Raw genomic sequence first — 14,864 nt, 5'->3', positions numbered from 1 at the left:
CCAGGCTCTGGCGGCGAAGGCGCGGATTGTACACGCTGGCGGCGAGCTTTGCAGTAAAACGCCCGGCCGTGCAGGGCACGGCCGGGCGTGTAGAGGCGGCGCGCAATCGCGGCGCCGAATCAATGCAGCATCAGTCGACCTTGACGCCGTTGACCACGGCAATGGCGCGGGCGATGTAGGGCAGGTTTTCCCGGGAGAAACCGGCCACGTTGGCCCGACCCGAGCGCACCATGTAAATGCCGAACTCGTCGCGCAGGCGGTCTACCTGATCCGGCGTCAGGCCGGTGTAGGAGAACATGCCGCGCTGCTCGCCCACGCAGGCGTACTTGTCGGCCAGGCCGTAAGGTTCCAGCGCCTTGACGAAGTCCTGACGCAGGCCGTTGACCCGGTCGCGCATCTCGGTGAGCTCCTCGCGCCAGGTGGCGGCAAGTTCCGGATCGTGGAGAATTTCCCCCACAATCGAGCTGCCGTGGGCCGGCGGGTTGGAATAGTTCTCCCGGGCGACAATGGCAAACTGCGAGCGCACGTTGTCCTTCTGCTCGGCGTCCTTGGCCACGGCGATCAAGCAGCCGGTACGCTCGTTGTAGATGCCGAAGTTCTTCGAGCAGGAGCTGGTGATGAGCACTTCGTCGAGCTGCTCGGCAAACAGGCGCACGCCGTAGGCGTCTTCGTCGAGGCCTTGGCCAAAACCCTGGTAGGCGAAGTCGATCAGCGGCAGCAGGCGGCGCTTGCGCACCACTTCCAGCACGGCGTGCCACTGCTCGGCAGAGAGATCAAAGCCCGTGGGGTTGTGGCAGCAGGCGTGAAGCACGACCACGTCGCCTTCGGGGATCTGTTTCAGCGCGGCCAGCATGCCGTCGAAGTCCAGGCGGTTGTCGGCGTCCACGTAAGGGTACTTGTGCAGCGTGATGCCGGCCGCGGTGAAGATGCCGTGGTGGTTGGGCCAGGTCGGATCGCTGACCCAGATGCCCTTGCCGGGCAGCTCCTTGGCGATGAAGTCTGCCGCAAGGCGCAGTGCGCCGGTACCGCCGGGAGACTGGGTAGCGCTGGCGCGATCGGCTTCCAGCACCGGAGAGTCGGCGCCCAGCACCAGCGGCAGCACCGCATCGGCGTAGGCCGGCGCGCCGTGAGAGCCGATGTAGGCTTTGGTGGTTTCATTGTTGAGCAGGCGAGCTTCGGCATCTTTCACCGCCCGCATGACCGGCGTATTGCCGGCGGCATCGCGATACACGCCGACGCCGAGATCAACTTTTTGCGGATTGGTGTCTTTTTTAAAGGCCTCAATCAGCCCGAGAATGGCATCGCCGGGGACTCGCTCAATATGCTCGAACATGGATAGAACTACCTCGTTGCTGGCGGTGTGGTAATGAAGCGGCTTTGGCGTTGACAAAACGCTTGCCGATAACGCCAAAGCGCCGGCCCCATGGGTCCATCATCATGCCATCGTGGCGGATACTCTGCCACTGTCCATGTTTTATCGATCGCATCGCGATTTTTTTCAATCTTGTGTTTTTGTGATGGATTGCTTCTGAGACGGCGTAAAGTTCGCTATCTTGCTTTTGTTCTCTTTGGAATTTCCCCGGTTGTAGACTCTTGTCGAGGTGTTTAGTGGCTTTGTTGGATCAAATTTCTCGCCAGCCGTCCGGCAGCGTCAGCCTGGTCGGTGCCGGCCCCGGCGACCCGGAGCTGCTGACGCTGAAAGCCTATCAGCGTCTGCAAAACGCCGATATCGTGCTTCACGATCGCCTGATCAGCCAGGAAGTGCTGGCGATTATTCCGGCCGGCGTGCACAGACGGTACGTGGGTAAAGTGCGCTCCCACCATAGCGTAGCGCAAGAAGATATTAGCCAGGCGCTGGCGGACTGGGCGCTTAAAGGGTACGCCGTAGTGCGGCTTAAAGGCGGGGATCCGTTTATTTTCGGCCGCGGCGGCGAGGAGCTGGAAACGCTGGTCGAGCAGGGGATTTCGGTGGAAGTCATCCCCGGCATTACCGCCGCCTCGGGCTGCTCAAGCTATGCCGGTATCCCTTTGACGCACCGCGACTATGCCCAGTCGGTGCGGCTGGTCACCGGGCATCTGAAAAGCGGGCGCTGCGAGCTTGACTGGGCCTCGCTTGCGCGGCCGGGGCAAACGCTTGTGTTTTATATGGGCCTGACCAGCCTGGCGGCGATCAGCGCGGGGCTCATCGAGCACGGTCTGGCCCCGGATACGCCGCTGGCGCTGGTCTCCCAGGGCACCACGCGAGACCAGACCGTGCATATTGGCACCCTTGGGGCCCTGCCTGAATGCGACCGGGCCGATGCGATCCAATCGCCGACGCTTTTGCTCATCGGCGAGGTGGTCAAGCTTCATCGCTCGCTTGCCTGGTTTAATGCGCCCGGTGGCCGTGCCTACAGCTTTATCGACGAGGATCGGCCCGCGCCGGCGCGCGGTGTGACCTAGCAACGGCGCTGCGGGTAGCCAGACGCGACTCGGTGTGTATGCTGGTAAGGGGCGGCCGTTCAAGCGGGCGGTATGCGCAGTCTTACTGTATCGTCTCATTCATCACGTTTTATTGACCGCGTCAATGCAAAGGGGAGTCCACTATGGCAGATGATCATCGTCCAGAAGATCAGCGCTCACAAGACGATCACGCGAAAGATTCGGACCCGGCAGAAAGCAAGCCCGATGCCAAAGGCGAGACGCAGGATACGCAGCAGCCGTCGGCCGATGGCCAGAGCAGCCAGTCCGGCGCGGCCGCCGACAGCGGCGCGTCTCAGGCGCGCACGCCAGCGTCGCCGGCTGCGCCTGCGGCGGGCTCGCTGATGAAAGACAACCGCGTCAAGGCGATTGCCGGTTTGGCCGCCATTGCCGTGGTATGGGCGATTATCGCCCAGTCCAGCGCCGGCTCTCGCGGTGAGCGCATCGAAAATCTGGAAGGCCAGCTGGCCGATGCCCAGCAGGAAAACCGCCAGCTCGACGACCAGCTTTCCGATGTCGAGCAGAAAAACAGCCAGCTTAACGACCGGCTCTCCGATATCGAGCAGAAAAACAGCCAGCTCAACGATCAGCTCTCCGAAAAGCAACAAGCCGAGCAGAATATAGCCCGGCTGGAAGAGCAGATTGCCTCGCTTAAAGCGCAGCAGGACAGCGCCCAGGCCACCCTGGACGAGACGCGCGGCAAGATCGAAGACGCCGAAGCGGCGCTGGCAAGCCAGCAAGACGAGCGTGAGGCCCAGCAGCAAAAGCTTGAGACGCTCAACCAGAAGGTGCGCGATACCGAGCAGGAGCTTGCCGAGCTTGCCGAACAGGAAGAGCAGATCAAGACCGCGCAAAACGAAGCGGTAGCGGCGCGCAAGGAAGCCGAAGCAGCCCGCCAAAGCGCGGAAGACGCGCGGCAAAAGGCGGAGCAGGCCCGCCAGCAGGCAGAAAACGAGCGCCAGCAGGCGGTAGAGCAGCGCCAGGCGGCCGAAGAGCGCCTGCAAGCGCTTAAGCAGGATATCGACAGCGCAGAAGATGAGCTGGACGGCGTGCGCCAGCAGATCACCCGCGTTACCCGCGAGCGTGACGAGCTGAGCCAAACGCGTAACGCGCTGCGCGACGATATTAAAGCGCTGCGGGATAAAGCCGCCGCGCTGGAAGATAAACGCGGCGCGCAGGCGCAAGAGCTTGAGCAAACGCGCAGCAAGCTCGGTGAGCTGACCCGCGAACTGACTGCCGGCAGCGGCACGTTAGACAAGGTCAATAGCGGTATCAGCCGGCGCCAGGGGCAGCTGGAAAGCCTGCAGAGCCAGCTTGACCAGTGGCGCACCGAGCTTGGCTCGCTGGAACAGCAGCTGACCCAGGACAGCGCCAAGCCGCAAAGCGCCGGACAAAAAGGCGCTAAGGGCGAAGGCAAAAAAGGCGAAGGTAAAAAGGCCGAAGGCAAGAAGGCTGAAGGCAAGAAGGCTGAAGACAAGAAGGGCGAAGGCAAAAAACCCGAAGGTAAAAAAGCCGGGCAACACATGTCAGACCGGCAATCGTCCGATAGCCAGCGCGGCGCCGGTAAGCCGGGCCAAGACGCAAACGTTGACCCCGCGCCTAAGCAGAAAGGTGGCGAAGCCGGCGCGCAAAACGGCAAGAACCAAAGCGGCAAGGATAAAAAAGCCGAGCCCCAGGGCAAGGCCGGCAACGCATAGCCTGACGGCCATAGCATGACGCCTCGACGGGTACCTGTATTCTTGCAGGTACCCGTTTTTATTGCCCGCGCGTATCGCGGGCTGCTTTCATAACGCCTTTCCGTCCTGACAGGAGACCGGAATGTTGGACACGCTGCCCGTTGGCATAGCGCCTAGCACTGTGGCGTTTGTGGTTCTGGGGGTAACGCTTGTCGCCTTTATGTGGGGGCGCGTGCGCTACGATCTGGTCGCCCTCTGCGCGCTTTTGGCCTCGGTGGTGCTGGGGCTGGTGCCCGCCGCCGACGCGTTTGCCGGTTTTGGTCATCCAGCGGTGATTACCGTGGCGGCGGTGCTGGTGCTAAGCCGCGGCTTCGAGCGGGCCGGCGTGGTGGATCTGATCGCCGAGCAGGTGCTCAAAGCCGGTGAGCGGCTGACGCTGCAGCTAACGGTATTGGTGGGAACCGTGGTGGTACTTTCCGGGGTCATGAACAACGTCGGCGCGCTGGCGCTTTTGCTGCCGGTGGCGCTGCGCCTGGCACGCGAACACGATACCTCGTCGTCGCTTTTGTTGATGCCGCTGGCGTTTGGCTCGCTGCTGGGCGGGCTGACTACGCTGATCGGCACGCCGCCCAATATCATTATTGCCAGTTTTCGCGGCAACATTACCGGTGAGAATTTCGGCCTTTTCAGCTTTTTTCCGGTCGGGGCGGCAGTGGCGCTGGCCGGGATGGGGTTTATCGTGCTGGTGGGCTGGCGTTTAACGCCCCGGCGTGCCGGGCAGGCTGCCAATAGCGACATGTTTGATACCGCAAGCTATCTGGTCGAGCTGAAAGTCGGCGAAGACGCCGGGGCCAACGGCCTGACGCTGCAGCAGCTGCGCGAGGAGATCGACGAGGCGGTTCCGGTGCTGGCCGTGGTGCGCGATGACAAGCGCCGCGCCGGCTATGCGTTTTACGGCGCGCTTGAAACCGGCGATATTTTGCTGCTGGAAGCCAATACCGATGAGCTCAAGCAGCTCGAAGACAAGCTCGGCCTGAGCGTGGTTCGTGAGCCCGACGATACCGGCAAGGACTCGAAGCCGCAGGCCCACCAGGATGCGCGTGCCGATGCCGATAAAAGTGACGGCCGCTCCCGCGCAGTGGACACAGAAGGGCTGCAGCTGGTGGAAGCGGTGGTGCGCAACGATTCAATGATGATCCATCGCAGCGTGCGCCAGCTGCGGCTGCAGCATCAGTTCGGGCTGCACCTGGTTGCCGTGGCCCGGGACGGCACCCGGCTAAAGCAGCGCCTGCGTGATATCCGCTTTCAGGCCGGGGATGTGCTGCTGCTTCAGGGCAGCGAAAGCGAGATGCATGAAAGTCTTGCTACCCTGGGCTGTTTGCCGCTGGCAAACCGCGAGCTGACGTTTGGCAAGCCGCGCAAGATGGCGCTCTCGCTTGGCGTATTCGGCCTGGCGATTATCGCCATGCTGCTGGATTGGCTGCCGGCCGCGGTCGCGCTTAGCGCAGCGGCGGTGGTCACGCTGCTGGCGGGGGTGCTTACCCTGCGCGAAGGCTATCAGGCGCTTGACGGCCCGGTGATTGTGCTGCTGGGCGCGATGCTGCCGGTGGGCAAGGCGCTGGACAGCAGCGGCGGTGCTGAGCTGATTGCCGAAAGTATGCTTCAGGCGGGGAGCCAGTGGCCGGCAGTGGTGACGCTGGTCGGGCTGTTCGTCGTTTCGATGCTGTTGTCCAACGTGGTCAACAACGCCGCAGCGGCGGTTTTGATGGCGCCCATCGGGGCCAGCCTGGCAAACGGGTTGAACGTCTCGCTGGACCCGTTTTTGATGGTGATTGCGGTGAGCGCCTCCTGCGCTTTTTTAACGCCCATCGGGCATCAGTCCAACACGCTGGTGCTGGGCCCCGGAGGCTACCGCTTTGGCGACTACTGGAAGCTGGGCCTGCCGCTTTCGCTTATCGTCATGGCCGTGGCCATTCCTGTGATTTTGTGGCGCTGGCCGCTTTAGCCCCCGTCGCCTGCGCCCTTGCAACCTGCCACAAAAACGCATCGCCCCGGCGGGCCGGGGCGATGCGGGTTGGCGGGTTGGCGGGTAAAACGTTGAACGCTCAGGCAGAGGGCGCTTGGCCGAGGTGGTCAATCACCTCGTCTTTGTTGCTGGCCAGCGCGTCAAAGGCGAAGTCGTCCACGGTGAGAAGCTCCAGCACTTCGGCTTCAAAGCCGCGCATGAACTGCGCGTCCTCGTCGCTGATCAGGCCTTTTTTGTGCCCGGCTTCGACCCGCTGCTCGGGGTGCAGCGCAGTCTCGGGAAGCTCACCCTTGGCGTAGGCGCGGTTGAGCGTGCGGTACAGCGCCTCGGCGCGATCGTAGTCGGCCAGCAGGGCGTTGTACGTGGCCAGCGGATTGGGCTGGTCACCGTCGTTTTTATCCCATGTGTTTTCCAGAAGATACGTGCGCAGCGCCGAGTGGGTTGATACGCGCTTGGCGATATCCCGCGCCAGATCGTCGTGGGGCGTATGCCAGCGCCGGCCAGTGGGCATGACGATCCGCCTTAGCGTTTTGCCCAGCGCGCGGTTGGGCAGATTATCGAAGATCTCCACAAGCGCCTGCTCGGCGCGATAGAGCAAAAAGCGACAGCTGTAGTGCAAAAGCGCCTCTTCGCCTTCGACTCTGTTCCCGGCTTCCCAGTGTTTGAGCGTCATCGAGGCCAGATAGAGGTTGGAAAGCACATCGCCCAGTCGAGCGGAGAGCATTTCGCGCTTTTTTAGCGCCGAGCCCAGGCTTGCCATGGCGGCATCGGCGCACAGGCCGAAACCGGCGGAAAGCCGAGAAATATCCCGGGCGTAGGTGCGCGCCGGCTCGCTGAAGGGCACCTTGGCCCTGCCCAGCCCAAGCCCCATGGTGAACGCACGGGCAGCGTTGCCGAATATCAGCCCGGCGTGGCCGAAAAACGCCTTGTCGAAGGCGTAGGCGTCGTCGGCGTCCTTGGCCGCGAGCTCGTCAAGCACGTAGGGGTGGCAGCGGATCGCCCCCTGGCCGAAGATCATCAGGTTGCGGGTCATGATGTTGGCGCCTTCCACGGTAATCGCCACCGGGTTGGCGCTGTAGCCGATGCCGAGATAGTTGCGCGGGCCCAGCGTGACCGCCTTGCCGCCGTGGACGTCCATGGCATCGCCGAGCAGCACGCGCTGGAACTCGGTGAGCTGGCTTTTCAAAATCGCCGAGGGCACGGCGGGCTTTTCGCCGTGGTCGATGAGGTTGGCGGTCTGGTAGACCGTGGCCCGGGCAATGTAGGCAAGCGATGCCATGCGCGCCAGGGGCTCCTGCACGCCCTCCATATCCGCGACCGGCACGTTGAACTGGCGGCGAATGCGGGTAAAGCCGCCGCTCCAGCCCAGCGCGTAGCGCGCGGTGCCGGTAGCGCCGGAGGGCAGAGTGATGCAGCGGCCGATGGACAAACATTCCACCAGCATGCGCCAGCCTTCGCCGATCATCGCCTCGCCGCCGATGACGGTGGAAAGCGGCACGAACACGTCCCGGCCCTTGATCGGGCCGTTCAAAAACGGGCTGCCGATGGGCGCGTGGCGCCGGCCGATTTCCATGCCCGCGGTATCCCGGGGGACCAGCGCCAGGGTAATGCCGCGGTCGGCTTCCTCGCTTAGCAGATGATCCGGGTCGAACAGGCGAAAGGCCAGGCCCACCACGGTGGCGATGGGGGCAAGCGTGATCCAGCGCTTTTCAAAGTTCAGGCGCACGCCCAGCACTTCTTCGCCGTTTACGGTCTGTTTGCAGACGATGCCGGTATCCGGCAGTGAGGTGGCGTCCGAGCCCGCCCGCGGGCCGGTGAGGCCAAAGCAGGGAATCTCCCGGCCGTCGGCAAGCCTGGGCAGGTAGTGGTTTTTCTGCTCTTCGGTGCCGTATTTGAGCAAAAGCTCGCCCGGGCCCAGGGAGTTGGGCACACCTACGGTGACCATCAGCGTCTCGTTGACGGCAAGCTTTTGCAGCACCATGGACTGCGCCTTGGCGGAAAAGCCCAGACCGCCGTAGGCTTCGGGGATGATCATCCCGAAAAAGCCTTCCTGTTTCAGATAGTCCCACAGCGCCCGGGGCAGGTCGGCGCGCTCCCGGGTGATGTCCCAGGCGTTGCACATGCCGGCGGCGCGGGCGCACTGAACGTCGAGAAACGCCTGCTCGGCGTCGGTCAAACCGGCGTCGCTATAGGCCAGCAGCCTGTGCCACTGGGGCCGGCCCGAGAACAGTTCGCCGTCCCAGGCGACGGTGCCGGCCTCAAGCGCGGTGCGCTCGGTCGCCGACACCTTGGGTGCTACTTTTTTAAACAGCGCAAACAGGCGCGGGGTGAGCCAGCGCCGGCGCAGCGCCGGAAGGCCGGCCACGGCAATGGCCGCCGCGACGATCAAAAGCAGCACGCCGATGACCGGCGTGCCCGCGACAAGGCCCAAAAGGCCGGGGATGCCGGTGGCCAGCAGGGCGGCGCCGGCACCGGCTTCGCGCCGCATTGTTATCAGCAGGCCAGCCACGGCCAGCGCGATCAGCAGCAGGGTGAGCATAGGTTTTCTCCCGATGGCGTCCGAGCGAGACGCCGGTCTGTGTGGGGGCATCGAACGTTACGGCGGTTGTGCCTCAGCGTTGCAACCGGTTTCAAACAGTTGTTTGGATGCCTGTTTGGATAGTGGCAGACACGGCCCGCAGCGTGCAAGCGCCGTGTCGTTTTCGTGAGGCATTTTATGAGCCACCGCATCGGGCAGGCCGGCGCTGTCTGTCAATGTAGAGCTGAGCGCAGACGGGCACAAAAAAGCGCTGCGATCGGGCCGCAGCGCTTTTTCAGAGCGGGTAGCAGGCTGCCGGCGTTTGCCGCCGGGCCGCTATCGCATCAGCCGGTCTTGGCCGCGTCGTCGCCGGCCGGCTGGCCTGCCACGTAGTAGGGCACCTCGGCCCGGGGCAGCGGCTCGCGGCCGCGAATCCGGTCGGCGATCTTTTCGGCGAGCATGATGGTCGGCGCGTTGAGGTTGCCGGTGGGAATCACCGGAAACAGCGAGGCATCCACCACGCGCAGGCCGTCAACGCCGTGCACTCGGCCCTGGCCGTCGGTGACTGCCATATCGTCATCGCCCATGCGGCAGGTGCCGCAGGGGTGGTAGGCGGTTTCGGCGTTGTTGCGGATGAAATCGTCCAGCTCGACATCGGTTTGCGCATCTGCACCCGGGGCGATTTCCCGGCCCCGATAGGCGTTGAACGCCGGCTGGGCGATGATGTCGCGCGTCAGGCGGATGCCGTCGCGAAACTCCTGCCAGTCTTTTTCCGTGGCCATGTAGTTGAACAAAATGCTGGGCGCGGCCGCTGGGTCGGTGGAGGTGAGCTGCACCCGGCCGCGGCTTTCCGAGCGCATGGAGCCTACGTGGGCCTGAAAGCCGTGGGCCTGTACCGCGCTTTTGCCGTTGTAGCTGATGGCGATGGGCAGAAAGTGATACTGCAGATTGGGCCAGGCTTCGTCTTCGCTTGAGCGGATGAAAGCGCAGGCCTCGAACTGGTTGCTCGCACCGATGCCGGTGCCGCCGAACAGCCACTGGGCGCCGATCTTGGGCTGGTTGTACCACTTGAGCGCGGGATAGAGCGAAATCGGTTTTTTGCACTCGTACTGCAGGTACATTTCCAGATGGTCCTGGAGGTTTTCGCCCACGCCGGGCAGCGCCTGAACGGGGGCAATGCCGAAGCGTTCAAGCAGGGCCGGATCGCCGACGCCGGAGCGCTGCAAAATCTGCGGCGAGGCAATGGCGCCGGCGCACAGCAGCACCTCGCGCCGGGCGCGCACGCTTTGCGGCTTGCCCTTGCGCGCGTAGCGCACGCCCACGGAGCGCTTGCCGTCAAACTCGATGACGTCGGTCAGCGCGTGGGTTTCCACGGTCAGGTTGTCACGCTTTCTGGCGGTGTCGAGATACCCCCGGGCGGTGGAGGCGCGCCGGCCGTTGGGCGTAACAAAGCGGTCCATGGGGCCAAAGCCTTCCTGGCGGTAGCCGTTGACGTCGTCGGTTTCGGCGTAGCCGGCCTGCACCCCGGCGTCGATGAAGGTGCGGTACAGCGGGTTGTTGCCCGGCTTGGGCGTGGCCACGTCGATGGGGCCGTCGCCGCCGTGGTAGTCGTTGGCGCCGATGTCTCGGCGTTCGGCCTTCTTGAAGTAGGGCAAACAGCGCAGATAGTCCCAGTCTTCAAGCCCCGGGCGCTGCGCCCAGCCGTCATAGTCCAGGGCGTTGCCGCGGATGTAGCACATGCCGTTGATCAGTGACGAGCCGCCCAGGCCCTTGCCGCGCCCGCATTCCATGCGCCGGCCGCCCATGTGCGGCTCCGGGTCGGTTTCAAAGGCCCAGTTGTTGCGCGTGCCCTGCAGCGGGTAGGCAAGGGCCGCGGGCATCTGGGTGCGAAAGTCCAGGCGGTAGTCGGGGCCGCCGGCCTCCAGCAGTAAAACGGTGGTGTCGGGATCTTCGGTCAGGCGCGCGGCGAGCACGTTGCCCGCCGAGCCGGCGCCGATGATGACGTAGTCGAATTCACGTGTCCGGGACATGGCAGTCTCCTTGAGGCGTTTTAAAACGCTGATTCGAAGGGGCCCATTTCGACCTGGATCGATTTGGTCTGAGTGTAGTGGGCCAGGGTTTCCACGCCGTTTTCCCGGCCGATGCCGGAGCGCTTGTAGCCGCCCACGGGCATTTCCGCGGGGGAGTCGCCCCAGGTGTTGATCCAGCAGATGCCGGCTTCCAGCTGATGGATGACGCGGTGCGCGCGGTTGAGGCTTTCGCTGAAGACGCCGGCGGCCAGCCCGTAGTCGGTGTCGTTGGCCCGGCGAACGGCTTCGGCCTCGTCGTCAAAGGCGAGCAGCGCCATTACCGGGCCGAAGATTTCCTCGCGCACAATGCGCATGTCGTCGCGGCAGTCGGTAAAGATGGTGGGCGCCGCCCAGGCGCCGTTGGCGAACGTGCCCTGCGTAAAGGCCGCGTCGTCGCCGGTCAGCACCCGCGCGCCTTCTTCGCGGCCCAGGGCGATGTAGTCCAGCACCTTTTGCTGGTGCTCGAAGCTCACCAGCGGGCCGAAGTTGACCTCGGGGTCCAGCGGGTCGCCGGCGCGAATGCGCGCCACGCGCTCCAGCAGCTTGTGTTCGAAAACGTCCTTCACCGAACGTTCGACAAATACCCGGGTGGCGTTGGTGCACACCTGGCCGCTGGAGTAGAAGTTGGCCATCATCGCCGCGTCGGCGGCGCGGTCCAGATCGGCGTCGGCAAACACCAGCATGGGCGACTTGCCGCCAAGCTCCATGGTGACGTCTTTCAGCGTGGAGCCGCCGGCCGCGGCCATCACCTGGCGGCCGGTGCCGGCCTCGCCGGTGAAGGTAATCTTGGCGATGCCGGGGTGGCCGGTGAGCATTTCGCCCACGCGGCCGTCGCCGTGCACTACGTTGAACACGCCGTCGGGCAGGCCGGCAGCGGTGAGGGTTTCAGCCAGCTTCAGCGCGGTAAGCGGGGTGACTTCGCTGGGCTTGAACACCACGGCGTTGCCCGCGGCCAGCGCCGGGGCGGCTTTCCAGCAGGCGATCTGCAGCGGATAGTTCCACGCGCCGATGGCGCCGATCACGCCCAGCGGCTCCCGGCGGGTATAAACGAAGGAAGTCTCGCGCAGCGGAATCTGGCTGCCCTCGATGGCCGGTGCCAGCCCGGCGTAATACTCCAGCGCATCGGCGCCGGTCTGCACGTCCACCGCGGCGGTTTCGCTCAGCGGCTTGCCGGTGTTGCGGGTTTCCAGCGCGGCCAGGGCGTCGTTTTGCTCGCGCAGCATGGCGGCGGCGCGGTTGAGCACTCGGCCGCGCTCCATGCCGGTCATGGCCGCCCAGATTTTCTGCCCCCGGGCAGCGCTGGCCACTGCGGTATCCACGTCTTCCCGGCTTGCCTGGCCGACGGTGGCCAGCCGGCTGGCATCAAAGGGGTTGGTCACATCGAACGTATCGCCTGACGTCGCAACAACGGGGGAGCCGTCGATATAGAGCGGCTGAATAGCATTAACCATGAGTTTCTCCTGTAGCGGCGGCCGGCGTGCCGCCGTGTTGGGCCAACAGCTGATCAAGGCAGGCAAACGCCAGGCGCCGGGCGCTTTCGGCGTCGAGCCCGTCGGGCGTGAGTGCACCGCGCAGCCACAGTCCGTCGATCATCGCCGCCAGGCCCCGGGCGGCGTCGCGAGCTTGGGCGCGGGGCATCACCCGCGAAAAGTGAAAGCACAGGTTGGCGTATAGGCGACGGTCGTTGACGTTTTGCAGCCGCGCAAGGGCCGGCTTGTGCATGCTGCTCGTCCAGAACGCCAGCCATGTCTTGGCAGCGGGCCCGGTGACCTGGGTGCGATCGAAGTTGCCCTCGATCACCGCGCCGATGCAGGCCCGGGGCGAATCGTCGGCAAGTCTGCGCCGGCGCTCGCCGACGGCATTGCCCAGATCGGTGAGGATCTGGCGCATGGTGGCTTCCAGAAGGCCGTCCTTGCCGCCGAAATAATGGCTGATGATGCCTGTTGATACGCCTGCACGTCGTGCGATGCGCACAATGGTGGCGTCGGCCAGCCCGGCTTCATCAATGGCGCCCATGGTGGCGTTGATCAGCTGCCGGCGGCGTATTGGCTCTATTCCCACCTTGGGCACGGCGGTACCTCCTGAAACGTGTTGAACAAGACATGATAAAGCGGGCGATTATGCCATTGTTCAATGCGCGTATTGCATCATGGCCTGGCGTGTTGCCCTTGAAACCAGCGTGAAGGCGTGATTACCTGTGTAGCGTGACATCTTTTTATTGAACGTTCAATTAACAACGTGTTCGGAGAAAATCCCATGAGCTTGTCTGCCTCGTCTTCCCTGCGCTGGGTTGCCGCCCTGACGTTCGCCGCCGGTATGCCGGCATCTGCACTGGCCCAGCAGTGCGATACCGTACGCTTTGCCGAAGTCGGCTGGACGGACATTACCGCAACGACGGCACTGACCGCTGAGGTGCTGGAAGGGCTGGGCTATGACACCCGAGTGGATACCGTTTCCGTGCCGATTGCCTACTCGGGCATGAAGAACAACGATTTCGACGTCTTTCTCGGCAACTGGATGCCGACCATGGCGACCATCAGCGACCGCTACGTCGACGGCGGCAGCGTTGAGCGTCTGAGTGCCAATCTGGAGGGGGCGAAGTATACGCTGGCCGTTCCCCAGTACGTCTACGACGCCGGGGTGACCTCGGTGACTGATCTTGCCGATCACGCAGACAAGTTCGATGCCCGCATCCACGGCATCGAGGCCGGCAACGACGGCAACCAGATGATCCAGGGCATGATCGATGATGGCGCTTACGGGCTGGACGGCTGGCAGCTGGTGGATTCCAGCGAGGCGGGCATGCTCTCCGAGCTAAAGGCCCGCACGCCCAAGGAAAAGTGGATGGTATTTCTGGGCTGGGAGCCGCACCCGATGAACTCCAACTTCGACATGGCCTACCTGTCCGGCGCGGATGCGTATTTCGGTCCTGACTTCGGCGGCGCTACGGTGTACACCAACGCCCGCGAAGGCTACGTGGAAGAGTGCCCCAACGTCGGCGCGCTGCTGGACAACCTGTCGTTCACCCTGGAGATGGAAAACCGGCTGATGGCCAGCATCATGGACGAGGGCGAAGACCCTCGGGATGCCGCCCGGGCCTATCTGAAAGCCAACGACGACGTGCTCGATGGCTGGCTTGACGGGGTTACCACCGTGAACGGTGAACCGGGCGCGCCGGCCGTGCGCTCCGCGCTGAACTGATGCGAGTCGGGTAACGCCATCGGCGGCAAGGGCAGGAAAAAGGGCTTGCCTTTGCCGCAAACTGAAGGCACAATACGTCCCCGCTGATGGCGAAAAGGCTACGTAGCTCAGTTGGTTAGAGCACATCACTCATAATGATGGGGTCCCCTGTTCGAATCAGGGCGTAGCCACCACGGCGAAAAGCGCAGGCGCCAGCCTGCGGCGATGGTGGCCCCTTAGGTCCTCTCGCAACGCGAAACCGCGAACCCCGCCAGGCCCGGAAGGGAGCAACGGTAGTGGTGGATGCGTGTGCCGGGATGTGGCTTTTGGGGCCGCCTCCATTTTAGCCCCTTGTCTCAAAGCCTCAGTTTCAAACTCCTCGTTTCAGACCTCCTGATTTTTGCTTTCCCCGGCTGCTCTCGTCTAGCGGCGTATTTAGCTTTGTTGAACATTGGCGGGGCGAACGCTGGCCTTACGCCCGGCGAGCCAGCACGCGCAAACGTGATTCGAGCAGGTCAAGGTCCAGATAGGTGCCCTGAAGGTGTCAATCGACGCTCACGCTTGCCGCCCAGGGCGAAGGTGTGGCCTTGACCCATCGCCGGCTGGTAGAGCACCGCCGCGATCTGGCGATCGGGTACTAGCGCAGCTGGCTGTCTTTACTGGCGCGCCGATTGATGCCGCCCGATGCGTTGCGCTGCTTTTCTCGCTCGGCCTGGCAATCAATGCATAGTTGAACCCCGGGAATCGCTTTGCGCCGCGCCTCGGGGATGGGCGCGTCGCATTCTTCGCAAAACGCCGCCGAGTCGCCGGCGTGCAAGTCGCTTCTGGCACGCTCTACCGCGTCTTCCACGCTGGCGTCAATCTGGTCTTGTACGGCGCCGTCGCGCGTCCAGCCACCTGCCATGATTCACTCCTGATAGCCGTGAGAGTCACGG

10 protein-coding genes, 1 tRNA gene and 1 other RNA gene are annotated in these 14,864 nt (G+C 63.9%); 6 read left to right on the top strand and 6 right to left on the bottom strand.

Features of this window, described 5'->3' with window-relative positions; genetic code table 11:
* Positions 1–130 precede the first annotated feature (130 nt).
* Positions 131–1,333, bottom strand: coding sequence for an amino acid aminotransferase (locus tag ACZ415_RS11585; protein WP_344704628.1), 1,203 nt, complete (start codon positions 1,331–1,333; stop codon positions 131–133).
* A 275-nt stretch (positions 1,334–1,608) separates the two neighbouring features.
* On the opposite strand from ACZ415_RS11585, the gene cobA reads away from it, so the two are divergent.
* From cobA to ACZ415_RS11570, 3 genes are all read left to right on the top strand, one after another.
* Positions 1,609–2,442 (top strand): uroporphyrinogen-III C-methyltransferase, encoded by an 834-nt coding sequence (cobA, locus tag ACZ415_RS11580; protein ID WP_344704630.1) that lies wholly within the window; start codon positions 1,609–1,611, stop codon positions 2,440–2,442.
* A gap of 143 nt (positions 2,443–2,585) precedes the next feature.
* Complete coding sequence (locus tag ACZ415_RS11575; RefSeq protein ID WP_344704632.1) at positions 2,586–4,157, top strand: coiled-coil domain-containing protein; 1,572 nt, start codon at positions 2,586–2,588, stop codon at positions 4,155–4,157.
* A 121-nt stretch (positions 4,158–4,278) separates the two neighbouring features.
* Complete coding sequence (locus ACZ415_RS11570) at positions 4,279–6,141, top strand: SLC13 family permease (RefSeq protein WP_344704634.1); 1,863 nt, start codon at positions 4,279–4,281, stop codon at positions 6,139–6,141.
* Between the two features lie 100 nt (positions 6,142–6,241).
* Here the strand turns inward: ACZ415_RS11570 and ACZ415_RS11565 are convergent, their stop codons facing one another.
* From ACZ415_RS11565 to betI, 4 genes are all read right to left on the bottom strand, one after another.
* Positions 6,242–8,701, bottom strand: coding sequence for an acyl-CoA dehydrogenase (locus tag ACZ415_RS11565; RefSeq protein WP_344704636.1), 2,460 nt, complete (start codon positions 8,699–8,701; stop codon positions 6,242–6,244).
* Positions 8,702–9,024: 323 nt separating this feature from the next.
* On the bottom strand, positions 9,025–10,710 hold the full coding sequence (gene betA / locus ACZ415_RS11560) for a choline dehydrogenase (protein WP_344704638.1): 1,686 nt from the start codon (positions 10,708–10,710) through the stop codon (positions 9,025–9,027).
* A 20-nt stretch (positions 10,711–10,730) separates the two neighbouring features.
* Complete coding sequence (gene betB / locus ACZ415_RS11555) at positions 10,731–12,200, bottom strand: betaine-aldehyde dehydrogenase (RefSeq protein WP_344704640.1); 1,470 nt, start codon at positions 12,198–12,200, stop codon at positions 10,731–10,733.
* Positions 12,193–12,819 (bottom strand): transcriptional regulator BetI, encoded by a 627-nt coding sequence (betI, locus tag ACZ415_RS11550; protein WP_344704642.1) that lies wholly within the window; start codon positions 12,817–12,819, stop codon positions 12,193–12,195. Before betI ends, betB begins: the two co-directional genes overlap by 8 nt.
* Positions 12,820–13,005: 186 nt before the next feature.
* Here betI and ACZ415_RS11545 point away from each other — a divergent pair, with 186 nt between their 5' ends.
* From ACZ415_RS11545 to ffs, 3 genes are all read left to right on the top strand, one after another.
* The gene (locus ACZ415_RS11545; protein ID WP_344704644.1) at positions 13,006–13,950 is read left to right on the top strand and encodes a choline ABC transporter substrate-binding protein; all 945 of its coding nucleotides are present in this window, start codon (positions 13,006–13,008) and stop codon (positions 13,948–13,950) included.
* A gap of 96 nt (positions 13,951–14,046) precedes the next feature.
* Positions 14,047–14,123 (top strand) — tRNA-Met (locus tag ACZ415_RS11540).
* A 41-nt stretch (positions 14,124–14,164) separates the two neighbouring features.
* Positions 14,165–14,261, top strand: an RNA gene (gene ffs, locus ACZ415_RS11535) — signal recognition particle sRNA small type.
* 305 nt (positions 14,262–14,566) lie between these two features.
* Here the strand turns inward: ffs and ACZ415_RS11530 are convergent.
* Positions 14,567–14,833, bottom strand: a complete 267-nt coding sequence (locus tag ACZ415_RS11530) for a DksA/TraR family C4-type zinc finger protein (RefSeq protein WP_344704646.1) — start codon at positions 14,831–14,833, stop codon at positions 14,567–14,569.
* Between the last annotated feature and the right edge of the window lie 31 nt (positions 14,834–14,864).

It is taken from the genome of Halomonas cibimaris (assembly GCF_055379665.1).
This window is presented reverse-complemented; position numbering and strand designations above follow the sequence as displayed.